The 16,701-nt window shown below is 74.5% G+C and carries 17 protein-coding genes; 6 read left to right on the top strand and 11 right to left on the bottom strand.

Features of this window, described 5'->3' with window-relative positions:
• Positions 1 to 39 precede the first annotated feature (39 nt).
• The 4 genes from sigE to AB0P35_RS11695 all read left to right on the top strand — a co-directional run bounded on the left by sigE (position 40) and on the right by AB0P35_RS11695 (position 3,257).
• Positions 40 to 753: an RNA polymerase sigma factor SigE gene (gene sigE, locus AB0P35_RS11710; protein WP_095875464.1), complete on the top strand. Its 714-nt coding sequence runs from the start codon at positions 40 to 42 to the stop codon at positions 751 to 753.
• Positions 750 to 1,793: a zf-HC2 domain-containing protein gene (locus AB0P35_RS11705; protein ID WP_363509569.1), complete on the top strand. Its 1,044-nt coding sequence runs from the start codon at positions 750 to 752 to the stop codon at positions 1,791 to 1,793. The genes sigE and AB0P35_RS11705 overlap by 4 nt, the downstream gene beginning before the upstream one ends.
• A 140-nt stretch (positions 1,794 to 1,933) precedes the next feature.
• Entirely contained in the window at positions 1,934 to 2,353 is a 420-nt protein-coding gene (locus AB0P35_RS11700) for a sec-independent translocase (RefSeq protein ID WP_095873300.1), read from the top strand.
• 226 nt (positions 2,354 to 2,579) lie between these two features.
• Entirely contained in the window at positions 2,580 to 3,257 is a 678-nt protein-coding gene (locus tag AB0P35_RS11695; RefSeq protein ID WP_363509567.1) for a hypothetical protein, read from the top strand.
• 69 nt (positions 3,258 to 3,326) lie between these two features.
• On the opposite strand, the gene AB0P35_RS11690 is transcribed toward AB0P35_RS11695, so the two are convergent.
• The 4 genes from AB0P35_RS11690 to AB0P35_RS11675 form a co-directional block, all read right to left on the bottom strand.
• The gene (locus tag AB0P35_RS11690) at positions 3,327 to 4,487 is read right to left on the bottom strand and encodes an Mrp/NBP35 family ATP-binding protein (RefSeq protein ID WP_363509565.1); all 1,161 of its coding nucleotides are present in this window, start codon (positions 4,485 to 4,487) and stop codon (positions 3,327 to 3,329) included.
• 100 nt (positions 4,488 to 4,587) lie between these two features.
• Positions 4,588 to 5,208, bottom strand: coding sequence for a DUF1003 domain-containing protein (locus AB0P35_RS11685; protein ID WP_095873297.1), 621 nt, complete (start codon positions 5,206 to 5,208; stop codon positions 4,588 to 4,590).
• Positions 5,201 to 6,475, bottom strand: a complete 1,275-nt coding sequence (locus tag AB0P35_RS11680; protein ID WP_095873296.1) for a CBS domain-containing protein — start codon at positions 6,473 to 6,475, stop codon at positions 5,201 to 5,203. Before AB0P35_RS11680 ends, AB0P35_RS11685 begins: the two co-directional genes overlap by 8 nt.
• Before the next feature lie 229 nt (positions 6,476 to 6,704).
• Entirely contained in the window at positions 6,705 to 7,244 is a 540-nt protein-coding gene (locus AB0P35_RS11675) for a hypothetical protein (RefSeq protein ID WP_363509562.1), read from the bottom strand.
• Between the two features lie 227 nt (positions 7,245 to 7,471).
• On the opposite strand from AB0P35_RS11675, the gene AB0P35_RS11670 reads away from it, so the two are divergent.
• Positions 7,472 to 8,323 carry a DMT family transporter gene (locus AB0P35_RS11670; protein WP_363509619.1) on the top strand — a complete coding sequence of 284 codons (852 nt, stop codon included), beginning with the start codon at positions 7,472 to 7,474 and terminating at the stop codon, positions 8,321 to 8,323.
• Positions 8,324 to 8,356: 33 nt separating this feature from the next.
• Here AB0P35_RS11670 and corA read toward each other — a convergent pair whose 3' ends face one another.
• Positions 8,357 to 9,469, bottom strand: coding sequence for a magnesium/cobalt transporter CorA (gene corA, locus AB0P35_RS11665; protein WP_095873294.1), 1,113 nt, complete (start codon positions 9,467 to 9,469; stop codon positions 8,357 to 8,359).
• 406 nt (positions 9,470 to 9,875) lie between these two features.
• Between corA and AB0P35_RS11660 the strand changes: the two genes are divergently transcribed.
• Positions 9,876 to 10,523 carry a suppressor of fused domain protein gene (locus tag AB0P35_RS11660; protein WP_095873293.1) on the top strand — a complete coding sequence of 216 codons (648 nt, stop codon included), beginning with the start codon at positions 9,876 to 9,878 and terminating at the stop codon, positions 10,521 to 10,523.
• A gap of 22 nt (positions 10,524 to 10,545) precedes the next feature.
• Here the strand turns inward: AB0P35_RS11660 and AB0P35_RS11655 are convergent, their stop codons facing one another.
• The 6 genes from AB0P35_RS11655 to AB0P35_RS11630 all read right to left on the bottom strand — a co-directional run bounded on the left by AB0P35_RS11655 (position 10,546) and on the right by AB0P35_RS11630 (position 16,398).
• On the bottom strand, positions 10,546 to 11,151 hold the full coding sequence (locus AB0P35_RS11655) for a MarC family protein (RefSeq protein ID WP_363509560.1): 606 nt from the start codon (positions 11,149 to 11,151) through the stop codon (positions 10,546 to 10,548).
• A gap of 80 nt (positions 11,152 to 11,231) precedes the next feature.
• Positions 11,232 to 12,080: a PHP domain-containing protein gene (locus AB0P35_RS11650; protein ID WP_095873291.1), complete on the bottom strand. Its 849-nt coding sequence runs from the start codon at positions 12,078 to 12,080 to the stop codon at positions 11,232 to 11,234.
• A gap of 116 nt (positions 12,081 to 12,196) precedes the next feature.
• Positions 12,197 to 12,835, bottom strand: coding sequence for a DUF6758 family protein (locus tag AB0P35_RS11645; protein ID WP_095873290.1), 639 nt, complete (start codon positions 12,833 to 12,835; stop codon positions 12,197 to 12,199).
• 241 nt (positions 12,836 to 13,076) lie between these two features.
• Positions 13,077 to 13,223: a hypothetical protein gene (locus AB0P35_RS11640; protein ID WP_095873289.1), complete on the bottom strand. Its 147-nt coding sequence runs from the start codon at positions 13,221 to 13,223 to the stop codon at positions 13,077 to 13,079.
• Positions 13,224 to 13,593: 370 nt separating this feature from the next.
• A complete protein-coding gene (locus tag AB0P35_RS11635; protein WP_363509557.1) occupies positions 13,594 to 14,451 on the bottom strand; it encodes an alpha/beta hydrolase in 858 nt (285 codons plus the stop codon).
• A 171-nt stretch (positions 14,452 to 14,622) separates the two neighbouring features.
• Entirely contained in the window at positions 14,623 to 16,398 is a 1,776-nt protein-coding gene (locus AB0P35_RS11630) for a DEAD/DEAH box helicase (RefSeq protein WP_363509555.1), read from the bottom strand.
• Positions 16,399 to 16,701 lie beyond the last annotated feature (303 nt).

Raw genomic sequence — 16,701 nt, 5'->3', positions numbered from 1 at the left:
CCCCGCGGCACCTCGTCGGCCCGTACGCCGAAGCCCGTGATGAACCAGCCCGCGCACACCCCCCAGGACGCAACCACCGAGGCGGCCGGGGCCGCGGCCGAGCCGGCCGCGCTCGCGACCTTCGCCGAGGGCCCCGACGCGCAGAGCTGGACGCCGCCGACCTGGGAGGAGATCGTCGAGGCGCACAGCGCCCGCGTCTACCGCCTGGCCTACCGGCTGACGGGAAATCAGCACGACGCCGAGGACCTCACGCAGGAGGTCTTCGTCCGGGTCTTCCGCTCGCTCTCCACCTACACCCCCGGCACCTTCGAGGGCTGGCTGCACCGCATCACCACCAATCTGTTCCTGGACATGGTGCGCCGCCGCCAGCGGATCCGCTTCGACGCCCTCGCCGAGGACGCCGCCGAGCGCCTGCCCAGCCGCGAGCCCAGCCCGGCCCAGCACTTCAGCGACACCCACTTCGACGCCGACGTCCAGCAGGCGCTCGACACCCTCGCCCCCGAGTTCCGCGCCGCCGTCGTGCTGTGCGACATCGAGGGCCTCTCCTACGAGGAGATCGCCGCCACCCTCGGGGTCAAGCTCGGCACGGTCCGCAGCCGGATCCACCGCGGCCGCTCGCACCTGCGTGCCGCCCTCAAGCACCGCGCGCCGGGCGGCGCCCCCGGCCGCGTCCGCCGTGGCGGCTCCGCCGAGCCCGTCCCGGTCGGCGTCGACACAGGCCCCGCCGCCGGGCCGGACCGGAGGGGCTCGTGAACGCCGGCGCCCACCAGAGCGGCCCGGAGCCGACCGGCCGGTCCCGCCGCGGCCCCTCCTGGGCCCAGCTCGGCCGCCGTGCAGACCACCCGCAGGCCCCTGCCGAGCCGGCCGAGCGGTCCGTCGCCGAGCCCGCCGCGCCGCGGGCCGTCGCGGTGCGCCCCGCCGAGCCCGCGGAGGAGCACCATCTCGGCGACCGCCTCTCCGCCTACCTCGACGGCGAACTCGGCCACGACTCCCGCGAGCGCGTCCAGGCCCACCTCGCGACCTGCCCCGACTGCCTCGCCGAGGCCGACGAGGGCCGCGCGGTCAAGCACCTGCTGACCCGCACCGACACCCCCGGCCCCTCCTCGATGCTGATGGCCCGGCTGCTCGCGGTCGCCGCCCTGCCCGAGGACGAGAACGGCGACGGCCCCGGCGCGGGCACCTCCGTACCGGCCTCCCCCGGCACGTTCGGCGGCAGCCGGCTCACCGGCGGCTCCTTCGGCCGCGGCGCCGGCGCCTCCTTCGGCTCGGGCGCGCTCGGCGCACAGAGCCCGATCCCCGGGGTCGACCCGCGGGCCGGCCGCCCGATGCTGTCGATGCCGGGCAACCGGCTCTCCCTGGTGCCCTCCGCGGCCCGCCCGGCCGCCGCGCTGCGCAGCCTGACCGAGCCCCGCGGGCGCCGGGCGGTGCAGCCCTCCGGCGGCCGCCCGGGCATGCTGCCCGAGCCCGCCGCGGCCGCGGCCCGGCCGGGGTCGACACCGTTCGGCCGCCGCTTCGTGTTCGCCGCCGCCGGCGCCTTCTCGGTGGCCGCGGTCACCCTGGGCGGCGTGGGCGGCCCCTCGGCCGTCGGCGGCGAGGAGCAGCACGGCAGCCGGGTCAGTCCGGTGAGCAACCCCGGCGGCGCCGCAGTCCCGCTCACCGCCCAGTTGCCGGCCGACTTCCCGATGGTCCCGGCATTGGCCCCGGTGCCGCCCGGCCAGCTCCCGCAGCCCGACTCGGCCGGCTCGGCCGGCTCCGATGTGACGCGGCTCGGCCCGCACAACCTGCTCCGTTAGGGCGCACGCACTCGGCCGTCGGGTGGTCTGGACCGCATTCCGCAGGTGGTGGGGTCACAGACCGGCCGGCGGCCATTACCCTGGTGGCGACGGCTGCCGCCGAGCTCGTCGGGTCGGTCCATCAGGAGCTGGGAGCGTACGTGTTCAGTGACATAGGCCCACTGGAGGTCGTTGCGCTGGCCGTCATGGCCATCGTGATCTTCGGGCCGGACAAGCTGCCGAAGCTGATCCAGGACACCATGGGCTTCATCCGCAAGGTGCGGTCCTTCGCGGACAGTGCCAAGGACGACATCCGCAGCGAGCTGGGCCCGGAGTTCCAGGACTTCGAGTTCACCGACCTGCACCCGAAGACCTTCGTCCGCAAGCAGCTGATGGGCGGCAACGAGGACCCGCTGGGCTTCAAGGAGCTCAAGGACGGCCTCGACTTCAAGTCCGCCCTCAACGACGAGCCGCCGCGGCGGGTCGCCGGCGCGGCCGACCTCAACAAGAGCGCGCCCGCCGAGACGGGTGCGCCGCTCGCCGCCGGTGAGCGCCCGCCGTTCGACCTGGACGCCACCTGACGCGGCCGAGCGCCGCCGCACACCCCTAGCGCCCCGCCCGGGCAGATTCGCCGGGCGGGGCGTCGGCGTCCGCGCCGCTATGGTGTTCAGGTTGACCGCACGGCAGTTGCGTTGTGCCGTCGGTCACGCCACGACGTGTCGGCGGCCCGACCGCCCCGCGGCGGCGCGCCCGGTGCGCCACCATGGAACGCCGCCGCAGAACACAGGTGCATGGAGGAGGCCGGCGATGGACGTGACGAGCCGAGTGGGCGACACGGTCGCCCCGGGCGGGCGGACGGCGCCCGTGGTGGGGGCACAGGCCGGGCCCGTCGACCCGCTGGCGCCCTACCTGGAGGCGGACTTCCCCTGGTACGGGCTCGACGAGGGCTGGACGGGCCGCCGCTGGCTGTCCCCGGCCGGTGCGGGCCGCGCCGGGCAGGGTGCCGGCACCGACTACGGCTCGCTCGGCCACGGCGACGAGCCCGCCAGACCGTACGAGTCCCGGGAGGCCGGGCGCTTCGCCGTCGTGGTGACCGTCGCCCGCCGCCCCGGCCGCCGCAGCGCCGACGACACCGGCATGCTGGAGGCGACCTCCGCCTCCTCGGCCGCCTGGGTGGCCGGCTCCGGCCTGATCGCCACCGTGCCGCCGGGCCAGCTCGACCGCTCGCTGCGGCAGGACTGGCTCGACCAGCAGACCGCCCTCGCCTGGGACCTCGCCGACGACCTGGAGGGCCCGGGCTGGTCCGCGCTCACCCTGCCGGTGAACGGCCTCCCGCAGCCCTTCCGCTACCGCGAGTCCGAGTACGGCTGGGTGCTGGCCGGAGAGGCCCCGGGCGTCCTGCTCGGCGCCTACGGCCGCGGCATCAGCGCCTACGGAGTCGGCTTCACCACCGTCCCCGACCTCACCGTCTACAACGGCCGCTGAGCACGGCAAGCGCGAAGGGGCGCGTGGGGAGACCTCCCCACGCGCCCCTTCGCGGCGTTGCGGCTGTGATCAGAACTTGTTCTTCGGGGTGAGCCCGAGGGAGAGGCCGGACAGGCCGCGCTGGCGGCCGCCGAGCTTGCCGGCGACGGAGCGCAGGGCGGCGCCGGCCGGGGACTCCGGGTTCGAGAGGACGACCGGCCGGCCGTCGTCGCCGCCCTCGCGGAGGCGGACGTCGATCGGGATCGAGCCGAGCACCGGCACGGTCGCGCCGACGCTGCGGGTGAGCGCGTCCGCGACGGTCTGGCCGCCGCCGGTGCCGAAGACGTCGATCATCTCGTCGCAGTGCGGGCAGGGCATGCCCGACATGTTCTCGATGACGCCGACGATCTTCTGGTGGGTCTGCAGGGCGATGGTGCCGGCCCGCTCGGCGACCTCGGCGGCGGCCATCTGCGGGGTGGTGACGATGAGGATCTCGGCGTTGGGCACCAGCTGGGCGACCGAGATCGCGATGTCGCCGGTGCCGGGCGGCAGGTCCAGCAGCAGGACGTCCAGGTCGCCCCAGTACACGTCCGCGAGGAACTGCTGCAGGGCGCGGTGCAGCATCGGGCCGCGCCACACCACCGGGGCGTTGCCCGGGGTGAACATGCCGATCGAGATGACCTTCACGCCGTTCGCCGACGGCGGCATGATCATGTCCTGGACCTGGGTGGGCCGGCCCTCGACGCCCAGCATCCGCGGGATGCTGTGGCCGTAGATGTCGGCGTCCACGACGGCGACCTTGAGGCCGTCGGCGGCCATCGCGGCCGCCAGGTTCACGGTCACCGAGGACTTGCCGACGCCACCCTTGCCGGAGGCGACCGCGTAGACCCGGGTCAGCGTGCCCGGCTTGGCGAACGGGATCTCGCGCTCGGGCGCACCGCCGCGCAGCAGCTGCGAGAGCTCCTTGCGCTGCTCGTCGCTCATCACGTCGAGCTCGACCTCGACACCGGTGACGCCCGGCACCTTGGCGACGGCCTCGGTGACCCGGTTGGTGATCGTCTCGCGCATGGGACAGCCCGAGACGGTGAGGTACACGCCGACCTTCACGGCGCCGCCCTCGGCGATCTCGACGGATTTCACCATGCCGATCTCGGTGATCGGGCGGTTGATCTCCGGGTCGTGGACGGTCGCCAGCGCCTTGCGGACGGACTCCTCCGTCACGCCTGCGGCAATCTCGGTCTCGTTGGCCATGCCTTGATGGTACGGCGCCGGGAGCGGCCCCCGACTCGCCGGTAGCGTGCCGCCCGTCACACGAGGTCACCGCGCCCGAAGGGCCCCGGCAGGACCGGGCTCACACCAGGTCGCGACTCTCCCGCCGGTCGTCCAGCTCCTTGAGCAGCGCCATCAGCTCGGAGCGCACGAAGTCCCGGGTGGCGACCTCGCCGAGGCCCTGCCGCAGCGCCGCGACCTCGCGGGTCAGGTACTCGGTGTCGGCGATGTTCCGGTCGCTGCGGGCGCGGTCCTGCTCCATGTTGACGCGGTCCCGGTCGTCCTGGCGGTTCTGCGCGAGCAGGATCAGCGGCGCCGCGTACGAGGCCTGCAGCGAGAGCATCAGGGTGAGGAAGATGAAGGGGTACTCGTCGAAGCGGACGGCCGACGGCAGCAGCGTGTTCCAGACCACCCAGGCGACGATGACGACGGACATCCAGACGATGAAGCGCCCGGTGCCGAGGAAGCGGGCGATCCGCTCGGAGAGCTTGCCGAAGGCCTCCGGGTCGTAGGTCGGCATCGGGATGAGGCCGCGCCGGCCGGTGCGCGGCTGGTCGAGCCGGCTGCGTCCGGTGCCGCCCTCGGGCCGCTGCGGGCGGACGCCCTCGCGGGCCCGGAGCTCGCGCAGCTGCCGCAGCTCCCGCAGCTCGCCCTGGATGCGCTGGCGGGGGCTGTCGTCGCGGCGGCTCTTGCGGTCATCCATGGACGGTCTCGCTCTCGGCCGCGTGCAGGGACGCCTCGCGCCAGTCCTCGGGCAGCAGGTGGTCCAGCACGTCGTCCACGGTGACGGCGCCCACCAGGTGGTCGGCCTCGTCGACGACCGGCGCGGCGACCAGGTTGTAGGCGGCGAGGTAGCTGGTGACCAACGGCAGCGGGGTGTCCGGCGGCAACGGGTCGAGGTCGTCGTCGACCAGCGAGCCGACCAGGGTGAACGGGGGTTCGCGCAGCAGCCGCTGGAAGTGCACGGTGCCCAGGTACTTGCCGGTCGGCGTCTCGTTGGGCGGGCGGCAGACGTAGACCTGCGCGGCCAGGGCGGGCTTGTTCTCGGCGATCCGCACCCGGGCGAGGGCCTCGGCGACGGTGGCGTCCGGCTCCAGCACGATCGGCTCGGTGGTCATCAGGCCGCCGGCGGTGTCCTCCTCGTAGGAGAGGAGGCGGCGCACCGACGCGGCGTCCTCCGGCTCCATCAGGCGCAGCAGCCGTTCGGCGTCCTCCTCGGGGAGGTCGGAGAGCAGGTCGGCGGCGTCGTCCGGGTCCATCGCCTCCAGGACGTCGGCCGCGCGCTCCTCCTTGAGCTTGCCGATGATCTCGATCTGGTCGTCCTCGGGCAGCTCCTCCAGGACGTCGGCGAGCCGGTCGTCGTCGAGGGCGGCGGCCACCTCGGCGCGGCGCTTCGCCGACAGGTGGTGCATGACGTTGGCGAGGTCGGCCGGGCGGAGCTGCTCGAAGGTGGCGAGCAGGTTGGCCGCGCCCTGGCCCTCCTCGGCGAGGGAGAAGCCGGTGAGCTCCGACCAGTCGAGGGTGAGCGTCTCACCGCGGGCCTTGCGCAGCCGGCCGACCCGGCCGACCTGGACGAAGACCTTGCGGACCTCCCACTCGCGCAGGCGGGCCTGCACCATGGCGACGTCCAGGACGGTGACCTCCTCGTCGGTCTTCGTCCGGACGACGGTGCGGTCGAGCAGCTCGGCGAGGACGAGGGTCTCGGAGGGGCGCTGCTCGAAGCGGCGCAGGTTGATGACACCGGTGGCGAGCACCTGGCCGGACTCCAGGCTGGTCACCCGGGTCATCGGCAGGAAGATCCGGCGGCGGCCGATCACCTCGACGACCAGGCCGAGCACCCGGGGCGGGCGGCCGCCGATCCGCAGCGAGACGACCACGTCGCGGACCCGGCCCACCTGGTCGCCGTTGGGGTCGAACACCGGGAGGCCGGAGAGGTGCGAGATGAAGACCCGGCTGCCTGCGCCTGCCATCGGCTCCCTCTCTCCGGACGGGCCCGCGGGGCGCGGGCGATGCTGGTGACGGTGCGGCCGCGGCACCGCCGGCGGCCGGTCGCGCTGTCGCCCGCACGGCTGGGTCCGGCGCGTCCTCCGGCGCCAAGGCTACCCGGGGGAGTCGACCGGAGCCCGCCGGTGGCCCGCCGCCGCCCGGCGCGTCAGACCGGCCCGGCGGCGGGGTGTCAGCGGGTTGTCATGAGGGGTGTCAGCCCTTGCGGCGGCCCAGCAGCAGCTTGGGCAGGCCGGCCGGGATCGGGCGGCGGGTGGTGGCGCCGGTCGGCAGCGGCACGGCGGCGTGCGAGCCGTCCGGCATGGTGCCGGGGCGCTCGGTGAGCGGGCCGGTGGGCTCCAGCCGGAGCACCCGGCACTCGCGGGCCCAGCGGTCGCCGATGGTGTCGGTGTCGGGGGCGTTGAGGCGCTTGGACCGGAGCTCCTCGACGGCGCCCTGCCAGGCCTCGCTGTGCGGGGCGAGCTCAGTGACGGCGGCGAGCCAGCCGGTGAGCCGGCCCCCCTTGTCCTTGCTGCGGACGGTCACCTCGGCGCGGGCCCCGGCCGTCAGGCCGTGCAGCGGCTGCTCGCCGCCGTCACCGACCACCACCACGGCGCCGTCGTGCCAGGCGTGCCAGAGCGCCCGGCCGTGCGGCAGGCCCTCCGGGCGGACCCAGAGCAGGCCGGACTTCTTCGCCGCCTCCTCCAACAGGGCGCGGTCCAGGAAGTCCTCGGCAGGGGTCGTCGTACGCTCCATGGCCACAGCGTACGGCCTGCCGGGCCGTCGGCCCGAGGCCGCTCGGCGGTTCGTCCCATCCCCCGGAACGACAGCGCCATGACGGCATTTGAGGCCTTACGGTAGGACGGTCGCACCCGTCCGTTCGAAGGAGAGCCGTGTCCGCCCGGCCCGCCGCCACCGCCGCCCCCGCGGAGCTCCGTCCCGCCCCCGCCCCGGGCCGGCCCGCGCTGCCGCGGCTGGACCTGATGCTGCTCGCCGTCTCGATCGCCGGCATCTCGCTCTCCGCCCCGCTGATCAGCGCGACCGCCGCCCCGCCGCTGGCCATCGCCTTCTGGCGCAACTTCATGTCGGTCGGCGTCCTCGGCCCGTACGCGCTGCTGCGGCACCGCACCGAGCTGCGCGGCATCGGCCGGCGGGCGCTGCTGCTCGCCGTCGCCGCCGGCGTGCTGCTGGCCGTGCACTTCGCGCTCTGGATGCCCAGCCTGCGGATGACCTCGGTGGCCTCGGCGACCGCGCTGGTCACCACCACCCCGCTGTGGACCATCCTGCTGCTGCGGCTGATGGGCGAGCGGGCGCCGCGGCTGGTGCGGATCGGTGTGGCGGTCGCCTTCGCGGGCGTGCTGGTGCTCACCGGCGTCGACCTGTCGCTCTCCCCGCGGGCGCTGCTCGGCGACGCGCTGGCGCTCGGCGCGGGCGCCGCCGCCGCGGGCTACGTGCTGCTCGGCGCCGAGGTCCGGCGGACCGTCAGCACCACCGCCTACACCCTGGTCTGCTACACCACCACGGCAATCGCCCTGCTCGGCGTCTGCCTGGTGGCCGGCACCCCGCTCTCGGGCTGGCCGGCCGGGGTCTGGTGGCAGATCGTGCTGCTGATGGTGGCCGCCCAGCTGCTCGGCCACTCGCTGAGCAACCGGGTCGTCCGCACCCTGGGCCCCTCGGTCACCTCGACGGCGATCCTGCTGGAGACCCCGGGCGCGGCCCTGATCGCGGCCGTCTGGCTCGGCCAGTGGCCGCCGGTGGCCGCGTACCCGGCGGTCGGCCTGATCCTGCTGGGGCTGGTGCTGGTCGCCCGGGGCGGCCGCGACGGGCGCGGCTGACCACGGGCCGGGACGCCCCGGTCCGACCGGGCGTCAGAGCCACCCGTTGCGCCGGAACCCGCGGTACATGGCGATGCAGATCACCACGACGCTGCCCAGCACCATCGGATAGCCGTACTTGTGGTGCAGCTCCGGCATGTAGTCGAAGTTCATGCCGTAGATGCCGGTGATCATGGTCGGCACCGCGAAGATCGCCGCCCAGGCGGTGATCTTGCGCATGTCCTCGTTCTGCGCCACCGACACCTGCGCCAGGTTGGCCTGGAGCAGCGAGTTCAGCAGCTCGTCGAAGCCGTGCACCTGCTCGGTGACCCGGGCCAGGTGGTCGGCGACGTCACGGAAGTACTTCTGGATGTCCGGGTCGATCAGCCGCTGGATCGGCTCGGAGAGCAGCTGCATCGGACGCAGCAGCGGCGCCACCGCCCGCTTGAACTCCAGCACCTCGCGCTTGAGCTGGTACACCCGGCCGACATCGGCGCCGCGGCCGGCCTTGGCCGTGAAGACGTCGAACTCCACCTCGTCGACGTCGTTCTGCAGCCGGTCCGCGACCAGCAGGTAGTTGTCGACCACGTGGTCGGCGATCGCGTGCAGCACCGCGGACGGGCCCTTGGCCAGCAGGCCGGCACCATCGGCGTCGCCCTCCAGTCGGCGCCGCAGCTCCTTCAGCGAACCGTGGCCGCCGTGCCGGACGGTGATGACGAAGTCCTGGCCGACGAAGACCATGAGCTCGCCCGTCTCCACGACCTCACTGGTCGGGGTGAGCTGGTCGTGCTCGACGTAGCGGATCGTCTTGAAGACCGCGAACAGCACGTCGTCGTACCGCTCGACCTTGGGCCGCTGGTGCGCGTGCACCGCGTCCTCGACGGCCAGCGGGTGCAGGCCGAAGCGCTGCGCGATGCCCTCGAACTCGGCCTCGGTGGGCTCGTGCAGACCGATCCAGCTGAACGACCCGGTGTCCTGCTGACGGCACAGCTTGACCCGCGCCACGGCCTCGCGCGGGCTGCAGCTCTCGCCGACCCGCTTGCCGCCCTGGTAGACGGCGCAGTCGACCACGGCCGACGGGGCGTGGCCCGGGCGGAGGGCGTCGAAGGAGGTGTCGCGGCGGCGGTGCGGACGAACGGCCGCACGCAGGTTGTTGATCATCGACATGGCAGGCTCCTGAGGCAGGAACCGCCGCACGGCAGGCGGTGACGGCCGTGGTGCGACGGCGAGGAACACCGATGGACGTCCCGGGCCGCGCCGGCGCTCACCAAGAATCCGCCGCGAATCGGCGAGAGTTCGGTTTGGGCGCCTCGGCTCCCGGGAAGGTGCTCTCCCGGCCGGGTGTGACGCCGCCTCAACTACCTCGTCAGGGGTGGGTGCGGCGGAGAAGGACAGGCCGGGCAGAGCTGCCGGTACTGCATGGTCGGCTGGTATCCACCGCAACCACCTCCTTCATGCCGCGGCCCCGAGGATCAGCATCCCCGGTAGCCAGCCCCCCACACTAACAGTTGTCGGCGTGCCGCCGCCGGGGTGTGCGCGAACCGACAACTCCCCGGGCGCTAAGGTCGCGTGCATGGCCCACGACTTCCCGCTGTTCGGCGACTTCTCCGACTCCTCCGGCGGCTCCGCGGAACTCACCCGCGCGGCCGTGCTGGCAGCCGTCGAGGCGCGCCTGCTCACCACCTTCGGCGAGAGCAGCGGCCGGGCCTCGGTCACCTTCCTCGGCACCGAGCGGATCGAGGTGCTGCGCTTCGGCCCGGACGCCGACGGACTCGTCCGCTACGCCACCCTCGGCATGGCCGTGAGCCCGATGGCCGATCCCACCGCGGCGGTCGCCGACCCGGTGCGCGGGCCCCGCGCCGAGTTGGTGCTCACCGTCCGCGAAGGGCGCGACGACGTGCTCCGCGCGCTCGCCACCTTCGCCGCGACGCCGCAGGTCGAAGGCCTGGTGGTGGCCCCCGGCGGCTCGCTCGACCTCGGCTCCCCGCTGTGGGAGGGCGCACCGTTCACCTCCGTCCTGGTGGCCGAACCGGGCGGCCTGGTCGAGGACGTCGAACTCGCCGAACCGGCCGAGCCGGTGCGCTTCCTGCCGCTGCTCCCGATGACCCCGAACGAGGCCGCGCACAAGCGGGTGCAGGGCGCCGCCGCGCTCGAGGAGCGCTGGCTGCGGTACGGCACCGACCTGCGCGACCCGAACCGCCGGGGCGTCCCGCTGGACTGACCGGGGCCCGGCCGACGGGCGGTCAGGTGTAGGAGGCGATGAAGGCGAAGACGCCGTTCGCGACCAGCTGCACCGCGATCGCCGACAGCAGCAGGCCGGACAGGCGTGTGATGAGAACCACACCGCCGTCCTTGATGATGCGGATGATCACCAGCGAGAACCGCATCGTCAGCCAGAGCACCACGTGGATCGCCACGATGGCCGCCCACACCGCCGCGTACTGCGCGGCGCGGTCCGCCGTCTGCACCGCGAGGATCACCGCGACGATCGCGCCCGGGCCGGCCAGCAGCGGTGTCCCCAGCGGCACGAGCGCCACGTTGACGTCCTTGGTCTGGGTCGGCTCCTCGATCTTGCCGGTCAGCAGGTCCAGCGCGATGAGCAGCAGCAGGATGCCGCCGGACACCTGCAGCGCGGGGATCGACACGTGCAGGTAGTCGAGGATCTGCTGGCCGAACAGTCCGAAGCAGGTGATCACCCCGAGCGCGACCAGCGCCGCCTGCCAGGCCATCCGCCGCTGCACCCGGTGCGTCCGCCCCGAGGTGAGCGCCAGGAAGATCGGGATGGTGCCCGGCGGGTCCATGATCACGAACAGGGTCACGAACAGCGACCCGAACACCCTGACATCCATGGGTGAATTGTCCGGTTGTGGACCGTTCCGTGCCGCCGCGGCGCGCCTGCCGAGGGTCGCCGATCCGATCGCGGGCGGGGTCAGCCCTTGATCGGTGCCGCGCCGGTCGCCTGGCCGAGCAACCGCTCGTACGCGGCCGGGTCGGTGGTGTACTCGCCCAGCCGGACGGTCTTGCGGTGCCCGTGGTAGTCCGAGGAGCCGGTGGTGAACAGGCCCAGTTCGGCGGCCAGGCCGCGCAGGTGGTCCCGGGTCGGCTCGTCGTGGTCGGTGTGGTCGACCTCCAGGCCGCCGAGGCCGGCCGCCGCCAGATCGGCGATCACCCGGTCGGAGACGGTGCGGCCGCGCTTGACCGCGCCCGGGTGCGCGAACACCGGGACGCCGCCCGCCGCCCGCACCAGCCGGACGGCGGTGACCGGGTCCGTCTCGTGCTTGCGGACGTCCGCCCGGCCGCCGTTGGCCAGCCACTCGGCGGTGAAGGCGTCGGAGACCGTGGCCACCACGCCCGCCTCGACCAGGGCGCTGGCGATGTGCGGGCGGCCCACCGAGCCGGAACCGGCGATCCGCTCGACCTGCTCCCAGCTGATCGGCGCGCCCAGCTCGCGGCAGCGCTCCACGATCGCCCGGCCGCGCCGGAACCGGTCCGTGCGGACCAGCTCCCGCTCGGCGGCGAAGGCCGGCTCCGCCGGGTCGAAGAGGTACGCCAGCAGATGCATGCTGATGCCGTCGACGTGGCAGGAGAGTTCGGCGCCCGGCACCAGCGTCAGGCCGGTGCCGCGGACGGCCTCGGCCGCCTCGGCGTGCCCGGCCACCGTGTCGTGGTCGGTCAGGGCGACCACGTCCAGCCCGGCCGCGACGGCCGCAGCGACCAGCTCGGCCGGGCTGTCGGTGCCGTCGGAGGCGTTGCTGTGGGCGTGCAGGTCGATGCGCACGGGAGAGGCTCCAGGGGCCGGTCGGGGCTGGTGCTGGCCCGGCCCAGCCTAGTGCGCCAGCCCCGGCCGCCGGGGCCCGGGCGGCAAACCGCCCGCGGTGGGGGCGGCCGGGCGGCTCAGCCCAGCAGGCGGGGGGTCAGCGCGCCGCAGGGCAGCAGGCCGAGCTCCGCGCCGGCGTCCCGGAGGTCGGTGAGGACGAGCTCGTCGTGCATCAGCAGTGCCGACTGCTCGGGCCAGGCGACCGCCCAGAGCCAGAGCCCGCGGGCCTCGCCGACGTACACCGCGCGGTCGACCGGCGCGTCGGGCACGTGGAACATCGGTGTCGGGCGGCCGGCCGCCATCAGCTTGGCGTCGGCCGGCTTGTACAGCGAGACGGTCTCGCCGGGGTCGGGGCCGTCCAGCCCGGCGTAGCGGGCGCCGAGGCCGACCCCCAGCTCCTCCGCGACGAGGACCAGCTCGCCGAACCCGCCGAGCGGGGCCGGGCCGGCGCAGGCGACGGCCGTCGCCCGGGCACCCGAGAGGTCGTCACCGACGTGCGCGATCCCGGTGAACAGCCAGCCGACCGGCAGCGGCCACGGCAGCCAGACCGGGACCTGCGAGCGGGCCACGGCGACGTTCAGGGCTTCGACGCTGGGCGGCAGCACCGGCTGCATCGGGTGGACCGCACCGTGCTGGTCGCACTGCCAGGTGTCGGAGAAGAGACCGGGGGCGCGGACCCGACCGGCGCACCTCGGGCAGCTGGGCTCGCCCCTCATAGCCGACAACGCTCCTCCCTCCGGACCGCCGCGTCAAGGACGATCACCCGTACGGGGTGCCTCGCGTCGGGGCTGTGCGGCCCCGTTGGGAAATGTCCCGTCCCGGGCGGCGGCAAACACCACCCTGGTCGCACCGGGTGCCACGGGGACGCACTGACGCCCCGTCGTCCACACTCGGGGATGACGGGGCGTCAGTGCGATCTCGGGGCGTCGGACCCGGCGGAGGCCGGTCCGCCGCCGCTCACACGTTCTTGCACGGCCGGATGTACAGGCGCTCGCCGGTCGCGGCGGCATCCTTCACGTACTGGCCGACGGTGTCGGCGTCCACGATCAGTCGGTCGGTGGCGACACCGGAGGCGTCGTCCAGTCGGAGGATCTCGAAACGCATGGGCCTCTCCCTTCCTCGCCCCGTGGGGCGCGGCGGCTGCGGCAGGCCGCCGACCACGGGGTCGTCGGCCGGCTCCTGCTGGGTCTGTCGTCCGGCTGCTGCTGCTCGCATGGTCCCCCCTCGCGCGCCGTGCGGCCTGCGCGACCGAGGCGACAGTGCCTCATGGGTCCACAGTGCAGCACCGCTGATTCCTACCGGTTGCCCGTCCGTAAAGTCCTGGTTTCGGCGCTTACCGCCGTGAAGGGCAACGGGGCTCGTGGCGCAACGATTCCCGGACAGAGTCAAATATTACCCGAGCTAAAGAATTTTGTCCCGTGCTTTACCCGCCGGGCCGGGCGGGCACGGCGGGGTCAGGCCCGGAAGGGCGAGGTCAGGCCCAGAAGGCGGCCAGCGCGGCGGCCGTCGCGGCGGGCTGCTCGGCGTTGGGGGAGTGCCCGGCGTCAGGCACCGCGGTGTACGGGGCGCCCAGGCGCCGGGCCATCGCGGCCTGCTCCTCGACCGGCCAGGCGTAGTCGCGCACACCCGACACCACCTGGACCGGCAGCGGCACCGCGGCGAGCTCGGCGACCCGGTCCGGCGCCGCCACCAGGTGCTCGCCCATCGCGGCCAGCGCCTGCGGCACGTTCGACACCCACCGGCGGTGCAGGAACTCGGCGATCTCCGGCCGCGGCGCGGGACCGGCCCCGCTGCCCTCCTCCATCTGCTTCATGACCTGCCAGATCGCCTCCAGGTCCATCGCCGGCAGCACGTCCAGCAGCAGCTTGGTGCGGGCCGCCTCGGCCGGGTCGATGGCGCCGGGCCCGGAGGACAGCAGGGTCAGCGACTGCCAGGGCAGCGGCCCGCGGACGTCCAGCACGGCCTCCCGCACCACCTGCCCGCCGAACGAATGGCCGAGCAGGTGCAGCGGCCCGCGGTCGGCCAGCACCGCCGACAGCGCCCGCACGTCCCGGGCCAGCTCCCCGATCCGGTACGCCTCCGGGTCGGCCGGGCCGCCCGTCTCGTGCTGGCCGCGCTGGTCGACCGCCGCCACCCGCCAGCCGGCCGCCGCCAGCGGCTCCAGCAGCGCGATGAAGTCCTCCTTGCTGCCGGTGAACCCGGGCACCAGCAGGGCCGTGCCCCGCACCGCCCCCGCCGGCTCGGCCAGCAGCGCGGCGAACTCGCCGCGCGCGGTCTCCAGCCGCAGCGCACGGGCACAGCCGGGCAGGGTCAGGAACTGCGGAGTGCTCATCGCGAAGGGCTCCAGACGGCGCAAGTGGATTCGTCCTCCGAGCTTAGGGCGCCCGACCCCCGCCAGGAGAACAGGCCCGCAGGGGCGGGCAGCCCCGGGGTGGGGAGCCGCGTCCGGGCATGCCGGAGGGCGGGCCCGATCGTGCGGGCCCGCCCTCCGGTGCGGGGTGTCTCAGCTCTCCTGGACGGCCTCGGCGGTGGCCGCCGGGCGCCGGGCGCGGGTCCGGCGACGCGGAGCCGCCTCGCCGTCCGCGGCCGCCTCGGGGGCAGCGGTCTCCGCACCCGCCTCGGGGGCGGTGGCGGCGGCCTTGCGGGTCCGTCGCCGCGGGGCCGGCGTGGTCGCGACGGCCTCGGCGGCCGGAGCCTCGCCGACCTCGGCGACCTCGGCGGCCGGCTTGGCGGCCGCGGTGCGGGTCCGCCGACGCGGCGCCGGCACGGTCTCGGCGGCCGCCGGCTCGGCCGGGGCCTCCACCGCGACGGCGACGGCGCCCGCGGCCTGCACCGGAGCGGCAGCGTCATCGGCTGCGCCGCGGGTGCGACGGCGACGGCGACGCGGAGCCGCATCGCCCTCCCCCTCGACGGGTGCGGCGGGTGCGGCGGGAGCCACGGCCTCGGCGGTGGCGGCCTCCGCCGCGCTCGCACCGCCGCGGGTGCGGCGGCGCTCACGGTTGCGGCGGGCCGGCTTCTCGGCCGGCTCGGCGGCCGGGGCGGCGGGGGCCGCCGAACGGCCGCCGCGGCCGCGGGAGCCGCGTCCTCCGGTCTCGCCGAGGTCCTCGACCTCCTCCGCGTCCAGGCCGGCGCGGGTGCGCTCGGAGCGCGGCAGGACACCCTTGGTGCCCGGGGCGATCCGGAGCAGCTCGTACAGGTGGGCCGAGGTGGAGTAGGTCTCCTCCGGCTCGTTGAACGGCAGGTCCAGCGCCTTGTTGATCAGCTGCCAGCGCGGGATGTCGTCCCAGTCGACCAGGGTGACCGCGGTGCCGGAGGCGCCGGCCCGGCCGGTGCGGCCGATGCGGTGCAGGTAGGTCTTCTCGTCGTCGGTGCACTGGTAGTTGATGACGTGGGTGACGCCCTCGACGTCGATGCCGCGGGCCGCGACGTCGGTGCAGACCAGCACGTCGACCTTGCCGTTGCGGAAGGCCCGCAGGGCCTGCTCGCGGGCGCCCTGGCCGAGGTCGCCGTGGACGGCGCCGGCCGCGAAGCCGCGCTTGGTGAGCTGCTCGGCGACGTCGGCGGCGGTGCGCTTGGTCCGGCAGAAGATCATCGCCAGCCCGCGGCCGTCGGCCTGCAGGATCCGCGAGACCAGCTCCACCTTGTCGAGCGAGTGCGCACGGAAGATGTGCTGCTCGATGTTGGCGACGGTGGCGCCGGTGTCGTCCGGCGCGGCGGCCCGGATGTGCGTCGGCTGGCTCATGTAGCGGCGGGCGAGGCTGATGACCTGGCCCGGCATGGTGGCCGAGAAGAGCAGGGTCTGCCGCTTGGCGGGCAGCATGGTGATGATCTTCTCGACGTCCGGGAGGAAGCCCAGGTCGAGCATCTCGTCGGCCTCGTCGAGGACCAGCGAGCGGACCTTGGAGAGGTCCAGCTTGCGCTGGCCGGCCAGGTCGAGCAGGCGGCCCGGGGTGCCGACGACGATGTCGACGCCCTTCTGCAGCGCCTCGACCTGCGGCTCGTAGGCGCGGCCGCCGTAGACCGCGAGGACGCGGACGTTGCGGACCTTGCCGGCGGTCTGCAGGTCGTTGGTGACCTGGGTGCACAGCTCGCGGGTGGGCACCACGATGAGCGCCTGCGGGCTCTCGGAGAGGTCGTCCTCGGTGGCGCGGCCGGCGTCCACGTCTGCGCGCACGACCACCCGCTCGATGAGGGGGAGGCCGAAGCCGAGGGTCTTGCCGGTGCCGGTCTTGGCCTGGCCGATGACGTCGTGGCCGGTCAGCGCGACCGGCAGGGTCATCTCCTGGATCGGGAAGGGGTGGACGATACCGACGGACTCGAGGGCCTCGGCGGTCTCCGGAAGGATGCCCAGATCCCGGAAAGTGGTCTTGGGGGTCTCGGTGGTGGACAGGGTGCTGCCTCTTCCATGGTGGGGGCCGAGAGCGAGTCAGGTGCAGCGGGCGGCCCGTCGCGCGTTCGGGGCCTTCGGCCCTGCGACTGCGTCGGGACGCACAACCGCGCCCGCCCCTGGGCGGCTGGCGGGCGCCCCGTCGCGGGGCGTCGTCGGCGGCGCCGGGGAGGATTCCCGTGAGGGGCTGGCGCG

The sequence above is a fragment of the Kitasatospora sp. NPDC085879 genome (assembly GCF_040686255.1).
In the GTDB taxonomy this organism is placed as follows: Bacteria; Actinomycetota; Actinomycetes; order Streptomycetales; family Streptomycetaceae; genus Kitasatospora.
This window is presented reverse-complemented; position numbering and strand designations above follow the sequence as displayed.